General features: G+C 57.8%; 22 protein-coding genes. 11 read left to right on the top strand and 11 right to left on the bottom strand.

The annotated features are described in order from the left end of the window. Positions 1 to 85: 85 nt before the first annotated feature. Genes N5W20_RS06070 through N5W20_RS06050 form a run of 5 tightly spaced genes read right to left on the bottom strand, consistent with a single transcriptional unit; the run spans position 86 to position 7,075 of the window. On the bottom strand, positions 86 to 1,489 hold the full coding sequence (locus N5W20_RS06070; RefSeq protein ID WP_319806274.1) for a class II fumarate hydratase: 1,404 nt from the start codon (positions 1,487 to 1,489) through the stop codon (positions 86 to 88). Continuing rightward, complete coding sequence (locus N5W20_RS06065) at positions 1,489 to 3,150, bottom strand: NAD-dependent malic enzyme (RefSeq protein ID WP_319806273.1); 1,662 nt, start codon at positions 3,148 to 3,150, stop codon at positions 1,489 to 1,491. The genes N5W20_RS06070 and N5W20_RS06065 overlap by 1 nt, the downstream gene beginning before the upstream one ends. A gap of 25 nt (positions 3,151 to 3,175) precedes the next feature. Next, entirely contained in the window at positions 3,176 to 4,567 is a 1,392-nt protein-coding gene (locus N5W20_RS06060) for a sodium:solute symporter family transporter (protein WP_319806272.1), read from the bottom strand. Next, a complete protein-coding gene (locus N5W20_RS06055; RefSeq protein WP_319806271.1) occupies positions 4,561 to 4,788 on the bottom strand; it encodes a hypothetical protein in 228 nt (75 codons plus the stop codon). Before N5W20_RS06055 ends, N5W20_RS06060 begins: the two co-directional genes overlap by 7 nt. After that, positions 4,778 to 7,075 carry a TonB-dependent receptor gene (locus N5W20_RS06050; protein ID WP_319806270.1) on the bottom strand — a complete coding sequence of 766 codons (2,298 nt, stop codon included), beginning with the start codon at positions 7,073 to 7,075 and terminating at the stop codon, positions 4,778 to 4,780. Before N5W20_RS06050 ends, N5W20_RS06055 begins: the two co-directional genes overlap by 11 nt. 471 nt (positions 7,076 to 7,546) lie before the next feature. Here N5W20_RS06050 and N5W20_RS06045 point away from each other — a divergent pair, with 471 nt between their 5' ends. Next, positions 7,547 to 8,602 carry a YihY/virulence factor BrkB family protein gene (locus tag N5W20_RS06045; protein ID WP_319806269.1) on the top strand — a complete coding sequence of 352 codons (1,056 nt, stop codon included), beginning with the start codon at positions 7,547 to 7,549 and terminating at the stop codon, positions 8,600 to 8,602. Between the two features lie 55 nt (positions 8,603 to 8,657). Here the strand turns inward: N5W20_RS06045 and N5W20_RS06040 are convergent, their stop codons facing one another. Continuing rightward, complete coding sequence (locus N5W20_RS06040) at positions 8,658 to 9,227, bottom strand: septal ring lytic transglycosylase RlpA family protein (protein WP_319806268.1); 570 nt, start codon at positions 9,225 to 9,227, stop codon at positions 8,658 to 8,660. A gap of 297 nt (positions 9,228 to 9,524) precedes the next feature. Here N5W20_RS06040 and aroQ point away from each other — a divergent pair, with 297 nt between their 5' ends. Genes aroQ through accC form a run of 3 tightly spaced genes read left to right on the top strand, consistent with a single transcriptional unit; the run spans position 9,525 to position 11,817 of the window. Continuing rightward, entirely contained in the window at positions 9,525 to 10,004 is a 480-nt protein-coding gene (aroQ, locus tag N5W20_RS06035; RefSeq protein ID WP_319806267.1) for a type II 3-dehydroquinate dehydratase, read from the top strand. Beyond that, positions 10,004 to 10,456 carry an acetyl-CoA carboxylase biotin carboxyl carrier protein gene (gene accB / locus N5W20_RS06030; protein ID WP_319806266.1) on the top strand — a complete coding sequence of 151 codons (453 nt, stop codon included), beginning with the start codon at positions 10,004 to 10,006 and terminating at the stop codon, positions 10,454 to 10,456. The genes aroQ and accB overlap by 1 nt, the downstream gene beginning before the upstream one ends. 14 nt (positions 10,457 to 10,470) lie before the next feature. Beyond that, complete coding sequence (accC, locus tag N5W20_RS06025; protein WP_319806265.1) at positions 10,471 to 11,817, top strand: acetyl-CoA carboxylase biotin carboxylase subunit; 1,347 nt, start codon at positions 10,471 to 10,473, stop codon at positions 11,815 to 11,817. Between the two features lie 14 nt (positions 11,818 to 11,831). On the opposite strand, the gene ccmB is transcribed toward accC, so the two are convergent. After that, positions 11,832 to 12,503 carry a heme exporter protein CcmB gene (gene ccmB, locus N5W20_RS06020; protein WP_319806264.1) on the bottom strand — a complete coding sequence of 224 codons (672 nt, stop codon included), beginning with the start codon at positions 12,501 to 12,503 and terminating at the stop codon, positions 11,832 to 11,834. Between the two features lie 4 nt (positions 12,504 to 12,507). Next, a complete protein-coding gene (gene ccmA / locus N5W20_RS06015) occupies positions 12,508 to 13,128 on the bottom strand; it encodes a heme ABC exporter ATP-binding protein CcmA (protein ID WP_319806263.1) in 621 nt (206 codons plus the stop codon). A gap of 203 nt (positions 13,129 to 13,331) precedes the next feature. On the opposite strand from ccmA, the gene acnA reads away from it, so the two are divergent. From acnA to N5W20_RS06000, 3 genes are read left to right on the top strand one after another with little or no spacing between them, the layout of a single operon-like run. After that, positions 13,332 to 16,016 (top strand): aconitate hydratase AcnA, encoded by a 2,685-nt coding sequence (gene acnA / locus N5W20_RS06010; RefSeq protein WP_319806262.1) that lies wholly within the window; start codon positions 13,332 to 13,334, stop codon positions 16,014 to 16,016. 10 nt (positions 16,017 to 16,026) lie between these two features. Further along, a complete protein-coding gene (locus tag N5W20_RS06005) occupies positions 16,027 to 16,779 on the top strand; it encodes an amino acid ABC transporter ATP-binding protein (protein WP_408869438.1) in 753 nt (250 codons plus the stop codon). A gap of 32 nt (positions 16,780 to 16,811) precedes the next feature. Continuing rightward, on the top strand, positions 16,812 to 18,284 hold the full coding sequence (locus N5W20_RS06000) for an ABC transporter substrate-binding protein/permease (protein ID WP_319806260.1): 1,473 nt from the start codon (positions 16,812 to 16,814) through the stop codon (positions 18,282 to 18,284). Between the two features lie 42 nt (positions 18,285 to 18,326). Here the strand turns inward: N5W20_RS06000 and N5W20_RS05995 are convergent, their stop codons facing one another. The 3 genes from N5W20_RS05995 to N5W20_RS05985 all read right to left on the bottom strand — a co-directional run bounded on the left by N5W20_RS05995 (position 18,327) and on the right by N5W20_RS05985 (position 21,046). Continuing rightward, complete coding sequence (locus tag N5W20_RS05995) at positions 18,327 to 19,220, bottom strand: hypothetical protein (protein WP_319806259.1); 894 nt, start codon at positions 19,218 to 19,220, stop codon at positions 18,327 to 18,329. A gap of 28 nt (positions 19,221 to 19,248) precedes the next feature. Continuing rightward, positions 19,249 to 20,517 (bottom strand): AAA family ATPase, encoded by a 1,269-nt coding sequence (locus N5W20_RS05990; RefSeq protein ID WP_319806258.1) that lies wholly within the window; start codon positions 20,515 to 20,517, stop codon positions 19,249 to 19,251. A gap of 199 nt (positions 20,518 to 20,716) precedes the next feature. Continuing rightward, the gene (locus tag N5W20_RS05985; RefSeq protein ID WP_319806257.1) at positions 20,717 to 21,046 is read right to left on the bottom strand and encodes a hypothetical protein; all 330 of its coding nucleotides are present in this window, start codon (positions 21,044 to 21,046) and stop codon (positions 20,717 to 20,719) included. 6 nt (positions 21,047 to 21,052) lie between these two features. Between N5W20_RS05985 and N5W20_RS05980 the strand changes: the two genes are divergently transcribed. The 4 genes from N5W20_RS05980 (at position 21,053) to N5W20_RS05965 (ending at position 24,418) form a co-directional block, all read left to right on the top strand. Further along, positions 21,053 to 21,394 (top strand): hypothetical protein, encoded by a 342-nt coding sequence (locus N5W20_RS05980; protein WP_319806256.1) that lies wholly within the window; start codon positions 21,053 to 21,055, stop codon positions 21,392 to 21,394. 217 nt (positions 21,395 to 21,611) lie between these two features. After that, the gene (gene rimP, locus N5W20_RS05975; RefSeq protein WP_319806255.1) at positions 21,612 to 22,199 is read left to right on the top strand and encodes a ribosome maturation factor RimP; all 588 of its coding nucleotides are present in this window, start codon (positions 21,612 to 21,614) and stop codon (positions 22,197 to 22,199) included. A 59-nt stretch (positions 22,200 to 22,258) separates the two neighbouring features. Beyond that, positions 22,259 to 23,800 (top strand): transcription termination factor NusA, encoded by a 1,542-nt coding sequence (gene nusA, locus N5W20_RS05970; RefSeq protein WP_319806254.1) that lies wholly within the window; start codon positions 22,259 to 22,261, stop codon positions 23,798 to 23,800. Positions 23,801 to 23,803: 3 nt separating this feature from the next. Beyond that, the gene (locus N5W20_RS05965) at positions 23,804 to 24,418 is read left to right on the top strand and encodes an RNA-binding protein (protein WP_319806253.1); all 615 of its coding nucleotides are present in this window, start codon (positions 23,804 to 23,806) and stop codon (positions 24,416 to 24,418) included. Positions 24,419 to 24,495 lie beyond the last annotated feature (77 nt).

The raw sequence follows: 24,495 nt of genomic DNA, 5'->3' as shown, positions 1-24,495 counted from the left end.
GCCTCGTCTTGTTTTAACGGGGTGCTTTCAAAGCCGTGCCAACCGCTGATGGTCGTCGAACGCCCGTCAAGGAGCGCACATCGCGTCAGGATATGACGACATTCGGCGCCAACAATTTTTTCGGGTCAATGAGACGGTCATATTGCGCTTCCGTCAATTTTCCGGAAGCAAGCGCCGCCTCTTTTAACGTGCAGTCCCGCGCCATCGCCTCATGGGCAATTTTTGAGGCCGCGTCATATCCGATCTCCGGCGCCAAGGCGGTGACAAGCATCACGGATTCATCGACATAACGCTGGATGCGTGCGGCATTCAGTTCCGTCCCTTCAATCAGGAAGCGGCGGAAGTTTTCGCAGCCATCATGGATCAGGGTAATGCTCTGCAGGATGTTATAAATCATCAGCGGCTTATAAACATTCATCTGCAACAGCCCGGACGCCCCGCCCATCCCGACCGCGACATCATTGCTCATCACCTGTAAGGCCAGCATCGCCAGGGCCTCTGCCTGTGTCGGGTTTACCTTGCCCGGCATGATGGATGACCCCGGCTCATTCTCCGGTAAATGAAGTTCAGCCAGCCCGGCGCGCGGCCCGCATGAGAGGAGGCGGATGTCATTGGCGATTTTAAACAGCACCCCGCCAAGCCCCCGAAATGTGCCGGAGAGATGAACAAGCGCATCATGCGCGGCCTGGAGGGCAAATTTATCATGCCCACTGGTGAAAGCGTGGCCCGTCAATGTCGCGATCCGGGCGCAGGCATGGGATGCGAAAGCCGCATCCGTATTAATGCCCGTGCCGAGTGCCGTGCCACCCAGGGCAAGGGGGTAGAGCCCCTTCACCGCATCTGACACACGTGCGGCTGCCTCGCGCAATTGCGTCGCGAAGGCCGACCACTCCTGCCCGACACTTAAGGGGACGGCATCCTGCATATGGGTGCGGCCGATTTTGACGATGTCGGCCCAGTGATCCGCCTTGCGCTGAATTGCCGCCGCAAGCGCCTGCACGGCGGGCAGCACTTTGCGCGCCGTCCCCAGCACAGCGGCGATATGCATGGCTGTCGGAAAAGTGTCGTTGGAGGATTGCGACATATTGACGTGGTCGTTGGGGTGCACCGGCATTTTGCTGCCAAGCGCCGTCCCGGCAATCTGGCAGGCGCGGTTGGAAATCACCTCATTGACATTCATGTTAAATTGCGTGCCGGAGCCCGTCATCCAGACGTGCAGCGGAAACATCTCTGCATGTTGCCCGGCGAGGAGTTCATCACAAACCTGGGTGATCAGGTCATGCTGCGTTTTCCCGAGGCGTTGGCTGGCGGCATTGGCCTCGGCGCTGGCTTTTTTGATCATGGCGAACGCCTCGATCATCTCGACCGGCATTCTCTCCCAACCGATGCTGAAATAATGGAGTGAGCGCTGCGTCTGCGCACCCCATAATTTATCGGCGGGGACATCAATATCACCGAGCCCATCCCGTTCGGTCCGAAATTCCGTCATTATGAGCGTGCCTTATTGAAGCTTTTATATTGGGGTGACCAGATATGCTGGTCGATCATGCCGTCAAGCGCATCATCGGAAAAACCCGCACACACACCATCCGCGCGGGCTTGCAGCGCGGTCGCGATGGCGATATCACGCGCGACATCCCTCAATTGCGTGACGGGTGGCAGCAAGTTACCGTCCGGGTCCTGATGTAACGGCGAGAGCGCGGCCAGCTTTTTAGCGGCGGCCATAAACATCGCCTCCGTCACGCGCATGGCGCGACATGCAATGATGCCCAATCCCATCCCGGGGAAAATATAAGAGTTATTTGTCTGATCAACCCGCCTTGTCGCGCCTTTATGTGGCAGAGGCGGGAAGGGGCTGCCCGTGCTGACAAGCGCCTTGCCATCCGTCCAGCGCATGATGTCTTCCGGCGTTGCTTCCGCGTGGGAAGTGGGGTTGGAGAGGGGGAAGATAATCGGCCGTTCCGTCTTGCGGGCCATATTGCGGATGATCTCCTCCGAGAAGACACCCGCCACGCCGGACACGCCAATCAGGATGGCGGCGTCGATCTTTTCGATCAATGTCGCGAGATCACCTTTCGCGTCCGACCAGTCATCGCGCGCAAAAAGCTTCTGACCCTCATCGAGCGTCTCCATCCTTTGCGCTGTCAGTAGGCCGTCTTTATCCAGCATGTAAAACCGTTGACGGGCTTCCTCATGCGGTGTGCCTTCATCCTCCATCGCCGCCAGAAGCAGGCGCGCAATGCCGACACCCGCTGAACCTGCGCCGAGCATGACGATTTTCTGATCGGAGAGTTTCTTGCCGGATGCCTGATTGGCGGCGAGGATGGCCCCCGCGGCAACGGAAGCCGTGCCCTGAATATCATCATTGAAAGTGCAGAGCTGATCCCGGTAACGCGCGAGGAGGCGTGCAGCATTGACCCCGGCAAAATCCTCCCATTGCAGCAGGACATGCGGCCATCTTTTCATGACGCATTCAACAAACTGCTCGATAAACGCATCATATTCCGCGCCACGAATCCGTTTGTGACGACTGCCAATGTAAGACGGGTCCGCCAGTCGCGCTTCATTATCCGTGCCGGTATCGAGAAGGATCGGGAGGGTATGTTGCGGGGCAATACCAGCGCAGGCGGTGTAGAGCGATAATTTGCCGATCGGGATGCCCATCCCCCCTGCACCCTGATCACCCAAGCCAAGTATGCGCTCCCCGTCACTGACGACAATCACCCGGACATCGTCAAACGCGGTGTGTGCCAGGCGGGCTTCCATATTTTCCCGATCCTCATATGAGAGGAAGAGGCCGCGCGGCCGTTGCCAGATGGTGGAAAATCTCTGGCAGGCTTCGCCGACAGTCGGGGTGTAAATCAAAGGAAGCATCGTTTCGAGGTCAGACGCGATCAGGGCGTAGAACAGAGTCTCGTTACTATCCTGAATGCTGCGCAGATAAATATGCCGGGCGAAAGGCGACTCCATAGCATCAAACAGCATCCGGGCCGTTTTTAACTGTTCTTCCAGCGTTCTGACGGCAGGAGGTAAAAGCGCATGCAGGCCAAACGCGTCGCGCTCCGCCTTGCTGAAAGCCAGGCCCTTATTGAGAACCGGGTTCTCCAGGAGGCTTTTGGCTGAAAGGTGGGAAGCGAGGTTTTCTGACATGACGTTTTATTCTCCGAGGCACAATTTACTTATTTTTGCGCCCGGCCGCCCAGCAGCACAAACATAAATTGATGATGACAGCCATAAAGGCGGGGTTAAGGCCGTAAAGATTGAATCCACCAAATCGCAGGACGCACCCTGAAGCAAGCCCGCCCACCATGCCGCGTATCAGGTCAACCGAAGAGACGCGCCACTTGAAGATAATCGCCAGCACGCCAGGCAGGATCTGCGCCAGTCCGAGGTAAAACATCGTGTTGAGTGAGATCAGCAAATGTCTGGCCGTGAGTGCGCCGATGAGGGAAAGCGTCAGATAGGCGGCGATCGTCGCCAGCCCGATGCGGATCTGCTGCCGAACTATCTTTTCCAGCATGACGCTGCGTGCCACAACGCCGCCAAGGGTGATGCTGCAACTGGCGAGGATGACGAAGGCGGCGAGGCATGTCCCGGCAAGGACAAACCCCATCATCCATGCGGGTAAAAGCGCCTGCGCTGTCGCGAGGAAGATATCATCGGGACGCGCCGCGGCAATATGGTGGTTATGGCCGTAAATCGCCACAATCCCGAGAAGCGGGAAGAGCAGCATATAAAGGGGCATCCATATCTGGCCCCGTCGCACGGTCTCGACATGGCGGGCTGAAAAAATCGCGGCCAGGGTCGGGGGAGAGATACAAAAAGCGCTTGCCTGCACAGCAATGGTGGTCAGGATGAAGAGATCCCCGCTGACACTGGGTGTGAAGGCATGAAAAACTTCTGGCGGTGCGGTAACCCCTTGATGTGACGGGGAAAGCCATCCGGCCCCGGCCATCAGCGCCGCGCCCGCCACCATCACGATTGCGGAGATGACCAGCACGTCCTTCAGGATCGCCGCCCGCGCCGCCCCACCCATGCCCTGGCCCGCCGCGATGAGGAAGCTCAGCAGCCCGGAAAAAGCGAGCGCCGCCATGACGCCGCGTGGGGCGTCCGGACCGGCCAGGAGATTGAACGCGGATTGCAGGCCGATAAATTGCGATGTCCCGAGCGGGATGAAGCAGAGGAAAAGCAGGGCGGCCAAAAGGAGGTCAAGGCGTCGGTCATTGAAACGGTGTCGGAAGAGATCCGTTAAAGTCGCGGCGCCACATTCCTGACCGATCCGCCATAAGCGGGGATAGAGCATGGTCGCGATGGGGAAAGCGAGCATAATATAGCCGCAGAACCAGAGCGCCGCGAAGCCGCCATCCGCGTAGATTGACCCGGGAAATCCCAGAAGCGTGCCGATACTGTAAGTGTCGCCAATGGCGAGCACAGCATACAGGACCAGGCCGAACTGCCCGGCAGCGGCGAAAAAACGCGACGCATTCTGCCCGGAACGCGCGCCTGATAAAGCGAGAAGTAACGCGATAAGCCCGAAGGACGCGGCAACCCCGATGGTGATCAACATGTCAGACAGCGTTCCGCCGCCCAGAGATAGAGGCTGGTCAGCGGGATGCTCGCGAAAAGCCAGAGAAAGACGGTGTTAACGCCAAACACGCTGAACTGAAGGTGCTCAAGGACCAGAAGCGGGATCAGCAGGCTGATGAAAGGCGCTGTGAGGAAGAAAGCCCTTAAGCGCCGTGCCTGCGATGAGATGATGGGTTGAGACGACTTGCCCTCAGAAATCACAGGCGATGCGTCCTCCCCAGTTGGCGGGCATTCCGGCAAGCGCGACATTATCTCCAGCCACAAAAAAGTTACGGTCAACATCATATTGTTTATTGAAAATATTGTCGCCGAAAAACGCAAAAACCCAATGGGAATGGGGTGGGCGCACGCTGAGGGACGCGCCGAAAATTGTATAGCCGTTCACGTTATATAAGGGACCGAAAAGGGACCGGTAAGTGCTGCGGAGCGCGTAATTCATGGAGGGGGTGACCTGCCAGTCCGCCATCTGGATCTGGTAAGCGATGCTGCCTGTCAGGGTCAGTTTCGGTGCGGGCAGATGGGTGCCGCTTTTACTCTGATAAGTTCCGACAAAAACATCATTCTGCCTTTGGGCGGAGAACAGCGCAGTGAAATCATCGAACCGCCCGACAGCCCAGCCGCCCCCCTGCGTGATCAACATATGCTGCCAGGGTGACCAGCGCAGGTTGAATTCGCCGCCCGACATATGGGCGCGCGGCGCGTTGACGATGGCGCCCAGCAACCCGACAGTGGGGTCAAGGATCGCGGATTGCACCTGCTCATCATGCAGATCATCGTAAAACGCACTCAGTTCCGCCGTGAGATGCCAGGCCGGGAGCGTCGCACGCGCGCCGGTTTCAAAAGCCCATAATTGCTCCGGCCGGAAAGGGGAGGTGGAGAGGGCGACATTCGTGGAATTATAAGCGGTAAACCCACCTGATTTCATCCCGCGTCTGGCGGAAGCGTAAAATTGCAGGTGGGATGTCGGGTGGTAATCCAGCCCGATTGCGCCGGTCGGCAACGTGTATGTCAGGCTTCGGGATGAAAGCACATTGCCCGGATTGGTGATCACGCCGCCCAGCGTATAAGTATAGGCGCGATAATCATGTAACGCACGGTTTTCATGATCGACCCGCACCGCCGCATCGAGGGACAGGGTAGGGGTCAGGTCATAACGCATTTTGCCGAAACCGGCGATGGTCATCCCCGTCTGCCGATACGTGACGGATCGGTTGAAGCCATAGCTTGCGGCAAATCCGGTGAGATATTGGTCGGAGAGCGTCTGATGATTGAACCAGAGCCCTGTTTCCCAGTGAAAGCGTGATGGAGAAGCGGAGATCAGACGCAAACTCTGCACCAATGTGTTGGCGCGCGTTTTGAAGGCGACATTTGCCACGGGTTCAATCGCCGCGCCGAAATTATCATATTCCCGCCGGTTACCCGCATCGAAACCTGTCACAGCTTCCAACCGCGCCCCGTCGAATTTCTCCTCCAATGTGAAAACGCCACCGCCTGATGAGACGTGATGGAATGGTTTCTGGTCTGGCTGCAAACCTGCCATGTGGGCGAAGCTGGGTGATGTCCCCCACCATGTCTGCCGACGATCATGATCCGCCGGAAGGACAGGCCCCCGCTTATTGGCTTCCATCGTCGTCAGCGGCGTGAAGCGGTGGAGACCCATCCCGTCCGAGCGGTCATATAAGCCGTGAACATCCAAAGAAAGGGTCAGGGCGTCATGGACCTGAATGCGGTTGATCAGTCGTGCGACAGATTGATTTTTATCGCCGAAATCCGCGCCGGATGGCCCGACCTGCCAAGCGCCGCCCTGTCGTGACTTGAAACTGATGCGGCTCAGCCAGCGTGGTGCAACCTGCCCGGACGCGTGTCCTTCCACAACCATCGACCCGAACCGCCCATATTGAAAGCGCGCGCCGTAAGCGGGCGCGGCTTCCGGCTGGTAAGTGCGATAATCGATCAGACCGGCAGAGACGCTTCGCCCCCCATCATAACCTTGCGGCCCGCGATGGATGGTCACGCTTGCGATATCCGCCATCAGCCCCCCGGTCAGAAAGGGGAGGGTCTGCGCAACACCATTGATGGATATCCCGACAGCGGCGGCATTATTGGAGGCATAATCATTAAAGCCGAGACCGCGTATCGTGTAACCGGGCTGCCCGGAGGCGAATTCTGGCGTCACCTGCAAAGAGGGGGTGAGATATTGCAGCCCGAATATCGTCTGCACATTGCGCGCAATCAGGGTCTCGCCCTTGACGCTATCTTCACTCTGCGGGGCGTGTGTTGTGACGCTACGGCCGTGAATGGTGAGATGTTCAGCCGTTTTATCCGACAAGGCGGCGGCTTCCGGCACGGGTGGCAGTTTTCCACGATCACTGACAGCTCCCATCGCGCAGGAGACGGAAAGATACGAGAAACCAATATAGCGCACTTGCGTGACAAGGCGCGACTTCAGCAGCTTCGAGACATGTCGACAGGTCAGGCGGCTGATCAAAAAGGACCTCGCATGAAATGAGGAGTCGCTGAAATCGAGGGCTCAAAAACTGATGACGGGGCGGAAAGGTTAAAATGCAAATTTCGCGGCTGTCAATTATCGTGACTTTTATGCTGCAATAATATCGGGAGATGGTGGTGATATCTGGTCAAGCTGCGTGCGCGCCTGTTAAAAGCCGGATGAAGACCCTGGCCGTTTCCGTCTGAACAACCAGGCCGCCAGGGGCATGGATTTTCATGACGCCGCGCCCGGAGGGTGATGGGTGGCGCTCACGTCATTGCGCCCCCCAACCAGCCTGACGGCTGACCACAGAGGTTCATCTGACGACGTTGATATGATGATTTCGGGGAACATTTATGTGGCGAAAGCGTCACATTTCTTAGGCGAAGTTATGTCCTGAAGACCGTCATATTACGATACAGGACAATTCATCAGTTACCACCTTTCCGACATCACATTGAAGGCGTTAACGTGACCGAGCGACATCATCTGAAAAAAAAGAAAAAGCCTGTCGATGCCGGGCAGGCCGCGCCGGGGACTGATGTTGGCAGCCCGCTGCGCATGCCCTTCAAGGGCTGGCTGCTTGTCCTGAAACAGACTTTTCTCAATCTGATCTCAACACAATCATCCCTTTCAGCTTCAGGATGCGCGTTCTTCGCGACTTTATCGCTTTTCCCGGCCATGACGACGCTGCTCTCTCTTTATGGTCTTGTCTTCGACATTAACTCGGTTGAGCCGCAACTTCAGGTATTGCGCAATCTTCTGCCGCCCGCCGCGTTTGACCTGATTTCCGACCAGATTCATCTGCTGATCCGTCGCCCGCATGTATCGCTAACTCTCGGGCTGATCCTGTCCCTTGCTTTCGCTTTATGGACGACGTCCTCCAGCACCAAATCCGTGCTGGCCGCGCTGAATATCGCCCATAATGTCGATGAGACACGCGGCTTTCTGCATTATCAGTTCGTGTCACTCGGCATGACATTGCTGGCCGTGCTCGGCGCGGCGCTGACTTTGGCCCTGATGGTCGCGCTGCCGGCTTTCGTCGATTACCTTCCCCAAATTCTCGACCATTTCGGGATCTGGAATTTGACGCCGAAACTTCGGGGTTGGGCGCTTTATCTGATGAGTTACGGCATCAAGAACATCGTGCATTTCGGCGCACCGGCACTGATGTTATTGTTTATCTTCGTCGCTGTGTCGCTTCTGTTCCGTTACGCGCCCTGCCGGGAAGCCCCGGACTGGCGCTGGGTTCTGCCAGGGTCACTTGTGGCCACGATGCTCTGGGTGCTGACATCACTCGGTTTCTCCTATTATGTCGCGCATTTCGCAAGTTACGGGGCGACATATGGGTCACTCGGCGCGGTCGCGGCGGTCATGATGTGGTTTTTTGTCAGCACCTATGTCGTGCTGTTCGGCGCGCAACTGAATATCGGGTTACAGGATCGCGATAAAGGGCGTGAGCCAGCTGTCCCCGGTGGGCCGCGTGAGGATGAGGTCCAGGCTGCGAAAAACGCCGCCAAGGCTTAAGGCTGCAACGTCGAAACCCGCCTGAAAAGCGGCGGTCATGCGGGTCAGGGCATGATCACTCAGGTGCCTGCGCAACCTCGATCGGCGTGTCATCCTGGTCACCTGAAGGCGTCAGCAAAGCGATGCGCACATGGGCGAGGCCGCGATGCACAATGCCCAGGCGATTCGCGGCGCCATGTGACAGGTCAATGACGCGATTATGGCTATAGGGGCCACGATCATTGATCGTCACAATCACGGATCGATGGGTCTGCGTGTCCACGACCAGAACTTTGGACCCCAGAGGCAGGCGACGATGGGCCGCCGTCATGGCTTTCGGGTCAAAACGTGTGCCGCTGCTCGTGCGGCGTTTGGCGAAAGCTTCGCCATACCAGCTTGCAACGCCCCCGCGCACCCACCGGCTGATGCGGTAGCGTTTCAGGTCGGCGGCTGTGACACTCCCGACGGGGAAGCGAGTTGTTTTGGAGGAAGCCGGGACTGATTTCCGGTTCGATGTCGGTTTCGGCTTCAGCATCTGCGTGTGCGAGTCAGCGGTCATCGGTGAGGTGCCAAGCACAGCACCGAGAAGCACGTAAAGCCCGGCGGCTTTCTGGCGAGATGACGGGACGGCCCGCCTGGATTTCATCTTTCCGCCACGTGTCGTCTTAGGGCGCGAAAATTTTTTACCCTCCATGTCCCATCCTCTTCGACGCTGTCGGTCGATCTGGCGCTGCGTGCCGCATCGATGCGGACGCTGGTCGCGCTATGTTGCTGACCTTCCTCCGCCTGGCGGTCGACATCTGCGTGCGTAATTCCGCTTAACGGTATATCGTTACGAAACCTCAATTGTTTCACAAAAAAAAGGCAGGAATGGGGCAATTGGCGGGAGCACCGTCAAAAGGGATATTTCCCAAACTGACGGAAAGTGCTAAATGCGGCCTTTATGACCCGCCTCAAGATTGCCGTTTTTAACGGTCCCAACCTCAACCTACTCGGCACCCGGCAACCGGAAGTTTACGGTTGTGCGACGGTGGACGACGTTGAACAGCTCTGCCTTCAAACAGCGGAGGAGCTCAGTGACGAGGATAGTGATGAGGATGACGTCGTCCAGATCGACTTTCGTCAGACAAATAATGAGGGTGAACTCGTCTCCTGGATACAGGAATGCCGGGGTCAAATGAACGGTATCATCCTCAATCCGGCCGCTTTTGGACATACGTCAATTGCGTTGCTGGATGCGTTGCTGGCGGTTGACCTGCCTACCGTGGAAGTGCATATCACCAATATCCATCAGCGCGAGGCGTTCAGACATCAACTTTACACTGCACAGGCGGCGATCGGCGTCATATGCGGGTTTGGTGTGCGCGGGTATCAAATGGCGATCCGCGCCTTATATGACATGTTCCAGGATGAGGACGAATAATGAGCCGTATGCAAGTGGACGGGGATGCCATACGCGCATTGGCCGATCTTCTCAATGAAACGGGCCTGAGCGAGATTGAAATCGCGGAGAAGGAGCACCGCATCCGTGTCGCGCGTGCGGTGGCGCCGCTGGCGCAGGCCGTGGCAGCGCCAGTAGCCACCGTGAGTGGCGGCGCCCCTGCGGCGACAGCATCAACCCCCGCATCGGCAGCGGACCATCCCGGCGCGGTGAAGAGCCCGATGGTGGGCGTCGTATATCTGGCATCGGACCCCTCTGCGCCGCCTTACATGCAGGTGGGGCAGTCCGTCACGGAGGGGCAGACAATTCTGCTGATCGAGGCGATGAAGACGTTCAATCAGGTCAAGGCGCCGCGCGCCGGCAAGGTGACGCGCATCCTGGTTTCCAATGGTGACCCCGTTGAATTCGGTGAACCTCTGGCCATCATCGAATAAGGCGTTCCGCGCTCATGTTCTCAAAAATTCTCATCGCTAATCGTGGCGAGATTGCCCTTCGCATCCAGCGTGCCTGCCGTGAGATGGGGATCAAAACTGTCGCTGTTCATTCAACGGCCGATGCGGATGCCATGCATGTGCGCCTTGCGGATGAGGCTGTCTGCATCGGTCCGCCAGCCGCGCGGGATTCCTACCTCAATGTTGCCGCGATCCTGTCAGCAGCGACGATCACGGGCGCGGAGGCCATCCATCCTGGTTATGGCTTCCTGTCTGAAAATGCTGAATTCGCCGAAACGGTGGAAGAGCACGGCATCGCCTTTATCGGCCCGACAGCGCAGCATATCCGCACGATGGGTGACAAGATCTCGGCCAAGACGACCATGGCCGCGCTCGGTGTTCCGCTTGTGCCTGGCTCGGATGGTGGTCTGCCGGATATCGCGACGGCGCGGAAGGTGGCCGCCCGCGTCGGCTACCCGGTGCTGATCAAAGCCGCGGCGGGTGGCGGCGGTCGCGGCATGAAAGTCGCGGAGAATGAGGACGCGCTGGAGGAAGCCTGGAATGTTGCCCGGACCGAGGCGCGGGCAGCTTTCGGCAATGAAGAGGTTTATCTTGAGAAATATCTCGACAAGCCGCGCCATATTGAGTTGCAGATCCTCGCGGACACGCATGGCCATGTTGTGCATTTCGGGGAGCGGGATTGTTCCCTGCAGCGTCGCCATCAAAAACTTCTGGAGGAGGCCGGTTCTCCGGCTCTGACAGCGGCGGAACGCGACTCAATCGGCCGGACAGTGACGGATGCTCTCAAGAAAATGGGCTATCGCGGTGTCGGCACTCTTGAGTTCCTCTATCAGGACAAGCAATTCTGCTTCATTGAGATGAATACCCGCCTCCAGGTTGAGCATCCGGTGACGGAACTGGTCTGTGATGTGGACCTCGTGCGCGAGCAGATCCGCATCGCGGCGGGGGAAAAGCTCGGTTACAAACAATCTGACATCACATTCCGGGGCCATGCGATCGAGTGCCGCATCAACGCGGAAGATCCCGAGACTTTCACGCCGGATCCCGGTCTTATCAAAGTGTTTCATCCGCCGGGCGGGCTGGGTGTCAGGACTGACAGCGCCCTATATTCCGGTTACCGCGTGCCGCCTTATTATGACAGTATGATCGCGAAACTGATCGTCCATGCGCCCGATCGGAATGCTGCTATTGCACGTATGCAGCGCGCTTTGGATGAATGCGTCGTGGAAGGCGTCAAAACCGTGATCCCCCTGCATCGTAAAATCCTGGCGGACCCGGAATTCCGCAAGGGCGATTACACGATCCACTGGCTTGAAAATTTCGTCGCCCATCGGGAGGGCTGAGTCCCGATCATGACCTAATCCTGTGAAGCGGCGCGCAGGGCCGCGCCGGTGGCGTATATGCAGGCCGGGAGTGCCACCAGCAGAAAAGCGCCGAGCACATCAAGTTCCGGCCCGGATGGAAGGTGATATTGCGCGCGGTAAACGGCGCTTGCACCGAAAATCAGAACGGGTGACGCCAGCGGCAGAATGATCAGCGGTAATAAGACCCCGCCCCGCCTTGCACCCAGCGCAATCGCGGCGGCCATGCCGCCAATGAGCGATAAAAGGGGCGTGCCGATGGCAAGGCCCGTCAGCAGGGCGGGCAGGTCTGCCGGGGACATGCCCAGCATCAACCCCATCGGCCTTGAAGCGAGCAGCAGCGGCAGGCCGGTTGTCAGCCAATGGGAGAAGATTTTCCCGAGCCCGATATAAGGGGCGGGGAGTCCGGTCAGGATCAGTGAGTCAAGGGAACCATCCTCAAGATCAGCACTGAAAAGGCGCTCAAGCGGCAACATGGCCGCGAGAAGGGCGCATACCCAGATAATGCCGGGGGCGACGCGCCGCAGCAAATCGGGCGATGGCCCCAGCGCGAGCGGGAAAAGACTGCTGCAGAGGATAAAAAACAGGAGTGCCGCAAATGAGTCCGTGCCGTGGCGCCACGCCAGGCGGATATCGCGGTTGAGGATGGCGATGAAGGTTTTCGTCACGATTTTAATCCGTCACCCAGGAGGCGGGCCTTTCCGGCAAAGTGAGGATATGGGTGAAGGGGATGGGCAATTCCGCATGGGTGGTGACGATGGCGATCCCTCCCTCCCTGAGATGGTCGCGCGTGATTTCTCCCAGGCGCAGCAAAGCCGCCGCGTCCAGCCCGAGATGAGGTTCGTCTAATAACCAGATCGGCGCATCTTTCATCATCAGGGCCGCGAGGGCGACGCGTCTCCTCTGGCCAGCGGATAATTGCCGCACCGTTATATCTGCACATTGCGGCAGGCCAAGGCGCGCCAGGGCCTCCGTCACATCAAAGCGCGCATGATGGCGGTAAATGGCGAGATTTTCCCACGTTGTCAGATCAAGCTTCAGCCCGTCACGATGGCCGAGATAGGCGACCCGAAGAGCATGGGCATGGAAATCACGGGCGATATCCTCGCTTTGCCACGTCACCCGCCCCCCATCCGGTCGCCTGAGGCCGCTGACGACGCGGAGCAGGGTCGATTTACCAGCGCCGTTCGGGCCGGAGACGCGTAGCGCGTGGGAGGGCCCGGCAGAAAAACCGACACGCAGAAGCACCGGGAGCCCGTCCCGTGTAACGGTTATTTGTTCGGCACATAACATGTGTCATAGATAACCTAAACCCTGCGCAATACCCTAAAACTTTTACATTGCCATCTTATCACGGCGGCGGCGACCTCATAGAGGACGTTAATTGGACCGTCGCTGCCCCTGTTTAAGCGCGTCCCCACCTTGTATAGAAACCCGGAATCGAGTCCGTGCGACCTGAAGGTGAGCGCTGACTCACGTTCTTTCGGGAGGACAGCATGCGCATGACAGGGATTGATACACTCGACGTTACAAGCGAACTGGTCGTTGACGGTAAAACCTACCGCTATTTCTCTCTTCCCGCGGCGGGGGAAAAAATCGGGGATATTTCACGCCTCCCCATTTCAATGAAAATCCTACTCGAAAACGTTTTACGTTTTGAAAATGGCGGGAGCTGTCAGGTCAGAGACGCCAAAGCCTTCAGGAGCTGGGTGGCGTCCGGACATGACACGCATGAAATCCCATTCCGGCCGGCGCGGATTTTGATGCAGGATTTTACAGGCGTCCCGGCCATCGTGGACCTTGCTTCCATGCGGGATGGCATTGTGGCGCTGGGCGGCGACCCCGCCAAGGTCAATCCGCTTGTTCCGGTTGATCTGGTGATTGATCATTCCGTGATCGTCGATGTGGCGGGTGACAAGGACGCGCTTGAAAAGAACATGGCGCTGGAATTCAAACGCAATGCGGAGCGCTATGCTTTTCTGCGCTGGGGACAGAACGCCTTTGAGAATTTCCGCGTCGTGCCGCCCGGCCAGGGTATCTGCCATCAGGTCAATCTTGAATATCTCTCCCAGGTCGTCTGGACGCGGGATGAAGAAGACGGGACTTATGCCTTCCCCGACACAGTTTATGGCACGGACTCACACACAACGATGGTCAATGGGGTCGGTGTTCTCGGATGGGGCGTTGGCGGGATCGAGGCGGAAGCCGCCATGCTGGGTCAGCCGATCTCGATGGTGCTGCCCGATGTGATCGGTGTGCGGCTGGAAGGCCGGTTATCCCCGCTCGCGACCGCGACCGATCTGGTGCTGAAGATTACCCAGATGCTGCGTCAGGAAAATGTCGTTGGCAAGTTTGTCGAGTTTTACGGGCCGGCTCTGGATACGCTGCCTTTGGCTGACCGGGCGACGATTGCGAACATGGCGCCGGAATATGGGGCGACGTGCGGGTTCTTCCCCGTTGATGACATCGCTCTGGCCTATCTGGAGCAGACAGGTCGTGACCCGCATCGCATTGCGCTGACACGGGCGTACCTCAAAGCGCAGGGCATGTATCGCGATGCGGATGCGCCGGAGCCAGTTTTCACCAAGTCGCTGACGTTCGATCTGACGGATGTGCAGCCTGCCATTTCCGGGCCGAAACGGCCGCAGGACCTCGTTCTGCTTTCTCAGGCCAGCGCAAATTTCAATGCGGTCCTGCAGAAAGATTTCGGGGTCACATCACCTGCGCGCGTCAAGCTTGAGGGGCGGGAATATGACCTCGGGAATGGCGATATTGTCATTGCCGCCATCACCTCCTGCACCAATACGTCAAATCCGGAGGTCATGATCGCCGCCGGCCTTCTCGCGCGCAAAGCGCATGAACTGGGTTTGCGCCCCAAACCATGGGTCAAGACCTCGCTCGCGCCTGGCTCTCAGGTTGTGACGGATTACCTTAATCGGTCCGGCTTGACGCCGCATCTTGATGCGCTCGGCTTTGAGACAGTGGGTTATGGCTGCACGACATGTATCGGCAATTCCGGCCCGCTGGCGCCGGAGATCACCGCGGCGATTGAGGCGAATGGTTTGGTCGTGGCTTCTGTCCTGTCCGGCAATCGCAATTTTGAGGGCCGGATTTCACTCAGCGTCAAGGCGAATTACCTTGCCAGCCCGCCGCTCGTCGTTGCGTATGCCCTTCTTGGCAGTATGTGTGAGGACATCACCCAGGTTGCGCTCGGGAAGGCACAGGATGGGCGTGACGTGTTCTTGCACGACATCTGGCCAAGCCGAGAGGAAATCGAGACCGTGCTCGGCGAAGCGATTTCACGCGATGGTTATGCCGCCAGCTATGAAAATATCTTCGAAGGCACAGCGCACTGGCAGAACCTTGCCGTCGCAAAAAGCGGGCAGCGTTTTGCCTGGGATAATTCATCAACCTACATTCATCAGCCGCCCTATTTTGAAAATCTGAAACCCAATCCCGGCGTCACGAGCGACATTGAAAATGCCTGTATCCTCGCTATTCTGGGGGATAACATCACGACGGACCATATCTCACCCGCGGGGGCCATCAAGGCGTCGTCACCCGCAGGGCGCTTCCTGATGGAACGGGGCGTTGCCGAGGCGGATTTCAATTCCTACGGGTCCCGACGTGGCAATGATCTGGTAATGGTGCGGGGCGCGTTTGCGAACACGCGGATCCGGAACAGCATGATTCCGGGGGTTGAAGGGGGGATGACCCGCATCCTGCCGGATGGCGATATCGCGCCCATTTACGACGTTGCACAACAATATCGCGCCCTTAACATTCCTTTAATCGTGATTGGCGGTAAGGAATATGGTATGGGCTCATCCCGGGACTGGGCGGCGAAGGGCACATTGCTTCTCGGGGTTAAAGCGGTTATTGCGGAGAGCTTCGAGCGTATCCACCGTTCAAACCTTGTCGGGATGGGCGTGCTGCCGCTCGTTTTTCCAAACAATGTCAACGCCCAGACGTTGCAGCTTGACGGTTCGGAGACGATCACACTCTCTGACCTGACGGACATCAAACCGCGCATGACGGTCCGGGCGGATATTGTGCGGCGCGACGGTCGCAGCTTGCGGGTTGATCTGATCTGCCGCATCGATACGGAAGATGAAGTGGAATATTACCGTCATGGGGGCATCCTGCCCTATGTTCTGCGGGGGATGACCAAAACTGACTGACACGGCAGAGATCGTACTCGATGCAAGCGGGGTTGCAAAAACCTATGGCAGGCAGGCTGTTTTGCATGACGTTTCCCTCTCCGTCACGAAGGGGGAACTCGTCAGCATTATCGGCCCGTCCGGGTGCGGTAAATCCACTTTTTTACGTTGCCTTAACCTTCTGGAAGTGCCGGATCGTGGCAGAATCCGCGTGCAGGGCGTTGCGGTTGATCGCAACGCCGCATCCCGATGGACGCGTGAGGATGAGCGCCAGGCTCATGCCTTGCGGGCGCATGTCGGGATGGTCTTTCAATCATTCAATTTATTTCCGCATCGCACGGTGCTGGATAACGTCATGCTCGCCCCGCGTGTCGTCAAGAAAATGTCCTTTCAGGATGCCCGATCCGTAGCAGAGGAATTGCTCGTTAAAGTCGGGCTTGGCCATGCCATGTCGCGCTATTCCTCCACTTTGTCAGGTGGCCAGCAGCAGCGCGCGGCGATTGCCCGCGCCATGGCGATGAAGCCCGATGTGATCCTTTATGATGAGCCGACATCCGCGCTCGACCCGGAACTTGCAGAGGAGGTGCTGCAGGTCATGCGCGCGCTTGATGATGAGGGAATGACCCAGATTGTGGTCACGCACGATATGCGTTTCGCGCGTGCGGCGTCAGATCGTGTCCTGTTTATGGATGGGGGACATATTATTGAGGCCGGTGATCCGGACATTATGTTTGCCCGGCCGGAAGATGCCCGCACCCGGCGGTTTCTGCGGACATTTCTGTGATGCGCTGGCTGATTTCCCTCCTGACTTTTATAATGATGATCACCCCCGCCGCGGCGCGGGGCACTTTATTATGGGCTTCGGATGGGGAGGCGAATGTCCCCTACGTGTTTCATGACCCGGCTTCCCAATCCAGAATGCAGGGTTTTGAATTCGACATTATGCGCGAGGTTGGGCATCGGCTGAATGTCACGCCCAAATTTGTGCAGAATGACTGGGATGGGTTGATCCCCGGTTTGCAGCGCGGCCTGTATCGCCTCGTCGTTGACGGGATCGAGATCACGCCGGAGCATGAGGACGCCGTCCTGTTTTCCCGCCCTTATTACCAGACGGGAGAGCGCATTGTGGTGCGCAAGGGGCAGTCGGGGCTCGATAATCTGGAAGCCCTGCGTGGCCATGTGGTGGGTACGATCCGTGGCACTTATGCGGAACGTCTTTTGCGTGACTCCAGCGATATCGCTATCCGCACCTATATGGAGGAGACAAATGCGGTCTCCGATCTGCGCAATAAGCGGCTTGATGCATTGCTCGTGGATGCGCCGATCGCCGTCTATTATGGCGCGCTTTCTGATGATCTGAAGCTCGTCGGCAAGCAGATCGGTACGGTCCATTACGGCATCGCCATGCGGAAAGGCGATTACGCGATGCGCGACCGGGTGGATCGCGCCCTTTCCGACATGATGGCAGACGGCACATTGCAACGTATCCTCGGCCGCTGGAACCTTTGGACGCCGCAAATGGCGGCCTTCACCGGTGATGAGACGGAGCAGAATATCGCCCCTGTCGAGTGGGACCGCTATCGCCTGGCGATGGCGGATCGTGGGGGGTGGATTGACCGACTTGAACTTTATGCCGGGTTTCTTCCCCTTATTCTGCACGGGGCGTGGCTGACATTGGCGGTTTCAGCCGCGGCGATGCTGATCGCGGTGTCTCTGGGCGTTCTTCTGGCGCTGATGCGTCATTATGGGAGCAGCCCCCTCAAATTTTGCGCGGGCGTGTATATTGAGGTTGTGCGGGGCACACCCTTATTGATTCAGATCCTTCTTATTTTTTATGGTCTGCCGCGATTTGGGGTTAATCTCTCACCTTTCCTGGCCGGTGTCGTGGCTTTGGGGCTCAATTACGCGGCCTATGAGGCGGAAAATTATCGAGCCGGGCTGATGTCCGTATCTCAGGGCCAGATGGAGGCGGCGATCGCGCTGAATATGACGCGGCTCGACGCTGTGCGCCTCGTCATTGTGCCACAGGCTTTCCGCACGGTTGTGCCTGTCATGACCAATGATTTCATCTCGCTGCTTAAGGATTCATCGCTCGTCAGCGTCATCACCCTGACGGAATTAAGTCAGACATATATCCGACTCTCATCCACTTATTATGATTATTTCGGGATTGGTCTGCTGATCGGCGGCGCGTATCTTCTATTGGGTTTACCTTTTGTGCGCTTGGCCCGTTATGCGGAAAAGCGCCTCGGTCGCTTCATGTTGGCCCATCACAGCCATCACCACTGAAAAGACGGTCCCACCAATGTCGTCAGCTACAGAAGCCGTTTTTCAGGCCGGGTAGGCTGGGTCTCTGTTCTCCCGACGCATGGGCAGATTCGGGCCCGCCATGCCGTTTTCCATAGCGTTGCGTAAAATGATGACCCACTTATCAAACCAGGATTGCGTCCGCCCGATAAAGCTTCGTACCGTGCGGTCAGCCGCAAAGTTCCGCACGTTCCAGGAGGAGAGGGGCGCGATAAGGCGAAGAGACCCCGACTCATTCGGCGCGAGGAAGATCGACATCACGGTGGGGTACCAGGTGCCCGTCGTGCCGGGCGCCGCGTAAACCCATCGGGCCTGCACGAACAAGGCCGGGTAGGGTATGCCGAGGCGGTCCAGCTCATCACCAATGATGGCGGGGAAGTCCTGTGGTCCTGAGCGATGAGATGTTTTGGACGGCGCGAGATACCAGCATTCCTTCGTGCCGTCAGGTGACGTTACTTTCGACGATTGTGAAACGTAATTGCCGGTCCCGTCACATAAATTAAACTCACTCTCAAGCGCCGTGCGGGTAAGGGGACGCGTGTCCGCAGCCAGCATGATGACACCCGTCACGATATTCTGATCAATCCGCACGAGGGAGAGAACTTCCTGAGAGCCCTGAAGTCCGCCATTGGCTGCAACAAGCGGGTGCCATGTTCCGACAGGCAGGGGGATGCGGTGCCCGGCGAAGGGGATACTGCCTGAGATACTGGCAAGCTCATCCGGTGAAGCTGGTGCCGCCCCCTTCTGTGCCGCGGGTTGTTCCTGATGACCTGATTTTTCAGTGTCGGACCCCCAGGGGACACCACCGTGCAGCCATGAAGCCGGGAAGATGATCGCGAGGGCGAGGCAGAAGACGAAAGCGTAAATCGTCAGGCGCCATAAAAATGCGCGGTGCCAGAGGTCTTTCAGTTGTTGCACGACGCAAAACTCCGTGGGGGCAAAATCTTCAATTCGAGAGGCGGCTGCGCGTACTCTCGGACTCCGCCGTCACTTCAGCTTTGACGCCATCCTGGGAGGAGACGAGGCGGACAAGTGTGGCGCCTCCCTGGCGGGCAATAATCAGCGTTTCACTGATCATGTCTTCAATGGAACGCACAAGGTCACGCGCTGACGCGCCGGAGCCGATTTTCTGTTGCCGCTGCATGATCTGGAACAATAAAGCGGGATCAATCCCGCCGGGCTCGACGCGCAAGCCGTAACCATCGATCATAATTTCGATTTCCAGTGCCGCGACCCGGGCAAGGTCGAGCCCTTCAAGCCGACGGAAGACGAAAATCCGATCCAGTCGATTGAGGATCTCCGGCGCGAAACCCGCCTTGCGCAGCGTCTCAGTCGATTCGGCGCGCATCCGGTCGGGGTCGCCTTCGAAATTCTGAGCGATCTCGGTCAATTCCTCCGTTGCAATATTTGACGTCAGAATAAAAATGGCGCGTGTCGTGGAGACTTGTTCACCCGTGGAAGCTTCCGTCACATGGCCATCATTCCAGGCCGTGAGGAATTTTTTGAAGACATCCGGGTGCGCTTTTTCGATTTCATCCAGCAAAACGACGCTATCGGGAAATTCCTTCAACCCGCCCGTCAATTTACCGAAGGAGTCGGAGCCGACATAGCCTTTGGGCGACCCGAAAAGCTGGGTCGCGGCAAAGGCGTTGGACATTTGCGTCATGTCGAAATGCAGCAATTTCCGCCCCAATTGGCGTGCCACCTGTTTGGCGAGATAGGTTTTGCCCGTCCCCGGTGGCCCGGCCAGCAGAAAAATCCCAACCGGTTTGCCGCGAATATGCAGGGCAAGGCGGCGGCGCAATTGCTGCGCGATATCTTCGCAGACAGCATCCTGGCCAATGACGCGGGCACGCAGGCCGGCGGCGAGTTCATCCGCATCGATCAGCGCCTCTTTCTGCTCCTGCGCGAGCATTTCCTCCAGCGCTTTGCGATTGGTAAGGCGGGCGAGAACATCCATGAAAATTCCCCTCTTCCGTCGCAGCCCCCTTCTGGCACGCTTCGTGGCATGACGGTCGAAAAAAAAGCCACTCAGGGCCATGACGCCGAAAAGCAGCGCGATCGGGCCGTAAAATGCCCGTGCACGTCCCAACGTCTGAATGATGCCGTCCAGCGAGATGTGCAATGACATCAACGCCTGAAGCGTCAGAAGGATGATCAGGATCGGCATCATCACCGGCATCAGCCGGTTGAGGAGAGGCAAAAGATTTTTCATCTTTGCGGGCGTGGCAACATGACGAATTTTGACCCTCTGTCACTTTTAAGTGACGTTTCGGACATCGCCAATTTCAACCGAAAAGCCGCCAGTTGCAAGCATTAATCTTTTTTCACCATGGTGCAAGGGGCGATGGTTCTCAATTCGCACCCAGCGCCTCTCTCTACGCGGTCGGGTTTCTCCATCATGCCCCCGCTTTTCATTGCACGATCACAGTTAGCAGCGCCGTATCACCCCGCGCAAAGAGTGGCGCAATGGGAGAGACGCCGTAAATCGTGCCGACGCCCAGCGTCAATCCCGTCGGGCCCTCATCCTGCAAGATACTGATCTTAATCTCTCCGTAACGATCAATGGGCAGAATGATCTGCTGCGCCTCTTTGCCGAGCAGGATATTCTGGGTAAATCCAGCGCTCGAAATTGTCAGAAAAGCGCCGGGTTTGCCGGCCAATATGCCCAAAGGCATGATGACGAGGCGCTTATCTTCCCGCTTAAGCGCGATACGCAGCCTGTCTTTTTCAGTCAGGGACATGGAAATTTGCTTGAGCGCGGCGGGCACATCCCGTTCCGCGATTGCGCTAAGGGGGAGGGTCGGGATCGATGGATCGGGCTGTGTCGCGAGCTTCCGCGCATCCGGGAGGCGGTTCTGAGTCGGGACAAGGCCTTGTCCATTGTCGCGAAAGTGATGCGCGCCGAACCCGATTATAATAAGGGCGCCGATCAGGCCGAACGGGACCCACCCCCGGAAATTAAAGTGCCTCCCGGGCGCCGGATCGTCGCGCTCTCGACAAACTTCCTGCGGCTGGGGCTTTGGCGCGCAGGGTGCCGTACCATCGCGCCGATGGTGTGGATCACTTTCCACCATGTCGTTTCCCTGTAAAATCTTTTAACCGGTGCGGGCTCCGGAAGCGTCAGCCTGTGGCGCACCATGTGACGCATTTATCAGGGTTCGATCAAGCCAGGCCCTTATTTATCCGGCTTGCATTCATGACATAAATGACATAAGTAAGCGCTTATTCACACTATCATCTTCCGCTCAACGTCTCGGGGGGTGGCCTTCGCGGGCCGCCTTTTTTGTTTTGGCAAATAACATTTATATGCATAACGCCCTTGAAAGCCGCATCGCCGCGCAAATCACGCCGGCGCTTGAGGAACTGGGTTTTGACCTTGTGCGTGTCGCGGTTCTCGGGCGTGAGACGCCGACGATCCAGATCATGGCGGATCGACATGATGGCGCTTTGATCGCCGTCGATGATTGTGAGCAGATCAGTCACGTTGTCGGCGCCATACTGGATGTGGATGACCCCATCCCCGGCGCCTGGACGCTTGAAGTCTCCTCAGCGGGGATCGACCGCCCTTTGACGCGGGCGAAAGACTGGGCGCGTTTCGCAGGCCATATGGTGCGCGCTGAGCTGGATACGCCCATTGACGGGCGGAAACGCTTTGCCGGTGTGATTATCGGCGTTAAGGATGATGCGGCCATTATACGGCTGGAGAATGACCAGGATGCGGTTCTGCCGCTGACGGAGGTCCGCAAGGCGCGTCTCGTCCTGACCGATGCGCTGATTGAGGCGACAGCCGCGCCGGAAGGTGACGGGGATGCGGCAACCGCCCCGCGACGTGTTCCAAAACTAAATCCGGTCAAACCGGGTAAAGGTTCCAAGCCAGGCCGTAAGGTGCAATAACCCTCACGCCTATGTGTTTTTCACCGGCGCAGCAGCGCCCTGTTTGAGGATCAGCTTTGATGGACACTTCCGTCTTACGCCCTGAGCTGCTTTTAGTCGCGGATGCCGTATCGCGCGAAAAGAACATCGACCGAGAAGAAGTCCTCGAAGCGATGGAACAGGCCATCCAAAAGGCTGGTCGCGCTAAATATGGCCATGAGAAGGACATCCGCGCGACAATCGACCGTAAAACCGGTGAAGTGCGTTTGTCCCGCTGGACCGAAGTTGTTGAAACGGTTGAGAATGAAGACACGCAGATTGCGCTTCATATCGCCGTGAAATTCCGTCCCGAAATCAAATTGGGTGAGCATATTGTAGACCCGCTCCCCCCGATTGATTTCGGACGTATTGCCGCGCAGACAGCCAAGCAGGTCATCGTACAGCGTGTGCGTGAATATGAGCGCAAACGCCAATATGATGAGTTCAAAGACCGCGTGGGTGAAATCGTCAATGGCACCGTCAAGCGGACGGAATACGGCAATCTCATGGTCGAGATCGGCCATGCGGAAGCCCTGTTGCGCCGCGATGAACTGATCGCGCGTGAAGCTTTCCGCAATTCCGACCGGGTGCGCGCCTATATTTATGATGTGCGTGATGAGCCGCGCGGGCCGCAGATCTTCCTCAGCCGGACACACCCGGCCTTTCTGGCAAAGCTTTTTGCGCAGGAAGTGCCTGAGATCTATGATGGCATAATCGAGATCAAAGCCGTCGCGCGTGACCCTGGGTCCCGTGCGAAAATGGCTGTCATTTCCAAAGATGCCTCCATTGATCCGGTCGGGGCCTGTGTCGGTATGCGAGGGTCCCGTGTTCAAGCAGTTGTTGCTGAATTGCAGGGTGAGAAAATCGACATCATCCCCTGGAGCCCTCAGGCGGCGACATTTGTCGTCAATGCACTGGCCCCGGCGGAAGTCTCCAAAGTCGTCATCGATGAGGAAGCCGGGCGTGTCGAAGTTGTCGTGCCGGATGAGCAGCTTTCCCTCGCGATTGGCCGCCGCGGGCAGAATGTGCGCCTGGCAAGCCAATTGACGCGCTGGGATATTGATATCCTCACCGAGGCGGAAGAATCCGAGCGGCGTCAGGAGGAATTCCGCAAACGCACGCAGCTTTTTGTGGATGCGCTTGATGTGGATGACGTGATTGCAGGGCTGCTTGTCACGGAGGGCTATCACTCCATTGAGGAACTGGCCTACACGGACCCTGAGGAACTCAATAATATTGAGGGCTTTGATGAGAGCGTCGCTGAGGAGCTGATGCGCCGCGCGGAAGAGCATCTTTCACAACGTGAGCAGGCACTCGAAGAACAGCGCCGCGCCCTCGGTGTCGAGGATGCGATTGTGGAGCTGGATGTCTTCACCAACCCGATGCTGATCACGCTGGGTGAGAAGGGCGTCAAAACCCTTGATGACCTGGCGGACCTCGCCGGTGATGAGCTTATCGAAATTCTCGGCGCCGACTCCTTCAGCCTTGAAGACGCGAATGCGATTATCATGTCAGCACGCGCCCATTGGTTTGAGGACGGCACGGAAGCCGCACCTTCCGACAAAGCCGGGGATGATGCTTGATACGTGACGCACGAGTCGAAACAGGACGCGCCGGACGCTTCCGCGCCGGAGGATAAGCACCTCCGACGCTGTATCGTCACGCGTCATTCCCAAAAACGGGAGAAAATGTTGAGATTCGTCGTTTCGGATGCTGGCGTGGTGACGCCGGATCTGGCCGGTCGCCTGCCAGGACGGGGAATTTGGTTGAGTGCACGGCGAGATGTGCTAGAAACCGCCCGAGCGCGGCATCTTTTTTCAAAGGCTGCGCAACGGAGCGTCATCATCCCTGACGATTTGTATGAGCGAATCGTCCTCGGGCTGGAAATGCGGGTCGTGCAGGTGCTTGGCCTCGCGCGGCGGGCGGGCCAGGCGCGGACCGGGTTTGTAAAGTGCCGCGAGTGGATCAGCTCTGGCCATGTTGGGCTTGTCATCCATAATGAGGATGCAAGTCCTGACGAATTGAGACGTTTACTCTCGGGGGCCACAGCGCTCCCTTGTGTAAAACTGCCGTCTGGAACGCTTGCAAAGGCCTTCGGACGGGAACATGCAGTTTATGCCGTTGTCAGTCGAGGCGCTTTGGCGCAGAAACTGGCCGACGCGCATGAGAGATTGACAGGACTGGCAGGTAAGCCGGAGTGAGAGCCGTAAAGTGGCGGTTCGGACGGGGACAGGCGGGTAGATGAGCGAAACCAACGATCGGAAGCAGGGCAAACAGG

It is taken from the genome of Candidatus Kirkpatrickella diaphorinae, assembly GCF_025736875.1.
Taxonomy (GTDB): Bacteria; Pseudomonadota; Alphaproteobacteria; order Acetobacterales; family Acetobacteraceae; genus Sorlinia; species Sorlinia diaphorinae.
Note: the sequence above shows the minus strand (reverse complement) of the source record. Positions and strands in the feature narration are given on the sequence as shown.

Excerpts from the sequence above, each read along its gene's own strand:
- N5W20_RS06070 (WP_319806274.1), bottom strand. The coding sequence starts at position 1,489 with ATGACGGAATTTCGGACCGAACGGGATGGGCTCGGTGATATTGATGTC.
- N5W20_RS06065 (WP_319806273.1), bottom strand. The coding sequence starts at position 3,150 with ATGTCAGAAAACCTCGCTTCCCACCTTTCAGCCAAAAGCCTCCTGGAG.
- N5W20_RS06060 (WP_319806272.1), bottom strand. The coding sequence starts at position 4,567 with ATGTTGATCACCATCGGGGTTGCCGCGTCCTTCGGGCTTATCGCGTTA.
- N5W20_RS06040 (WP_319806268.1), bottom strand. The coding sequence starts at position 9,227 with ATGAAATCCAGGCGGGCCGTCCCGTCATCTCGCCAGAAAGCCGCCGGG.
- aroQ (WP_319806267.1), top strand. The coding sequence starts at position 9,525 with ATGACCCGCCTCAAGATTGCCGTTTTTAACGGTCCCAACCTCAACCTA.
- accB (WP_319806266.1), top strand. The coding sequence starts at position 10,004 with ATGAGCCGTATGCAAGTGGACGGGGATGCCATACGCGCATTGGCCGAT.
- accC (WP_319806265.1), top strand. The coding sequence starts at position 10,471 with ATGTTCTCAAAAATTCTCATCGCTAATCGTGGCGAGATTGCCCTTCGC.
- ccmA (WP_319806263.1), bottom strand. The coding sequence starts at position 13,128 with ATGTTATGTGCCGAACAAATAACCGTTACACGGGACGGGCTCCCGGTG.
- acnA (WP_319806262.1), top strand. The coding sequence starts at position 13,332 with ATGCGCATGACAGGGATTGATACACTCGACGTTACAAGCGAACTGGTC.
- N5W20_RS06000 (WP_319806260.1), top strand. The coding sequence starts at position 16,812 with ATGATGATCACCCCCGCCGCGGCGCGGGGCACTTTATTATGGGCTTCG.
- N5W20_RS05990 (WP_319806258.1), bottom strand. The coding sequence starts at position 20,517 with ATGAAAAATCTTTTGCCTCTCCTCAACCGGCTGATGCCGGTGATGATG.
- N5W20_RS05985 (WP_319806257.1), bottom strand. The coding sequence starts at position 21,046 with ATGTCCCTGACTGAAAAAGACAGGCTGCGTATCGCGCTTAAGCGGGAA.
- rimP (WP_319806255.1), top strand. The coding sequence starts at position 21,612 with ATGCATAACGCCCTTGAAAGCCGCATCGCCGCGCAAATCACGCCGGCG.
- nusA (WP_319806254.1), top strand. The coding sequence starts at position 22,259 with ATGGACACTTCCGTCTTACGCCCTGAGCTGCTTTTAGTCGCGGATGCC.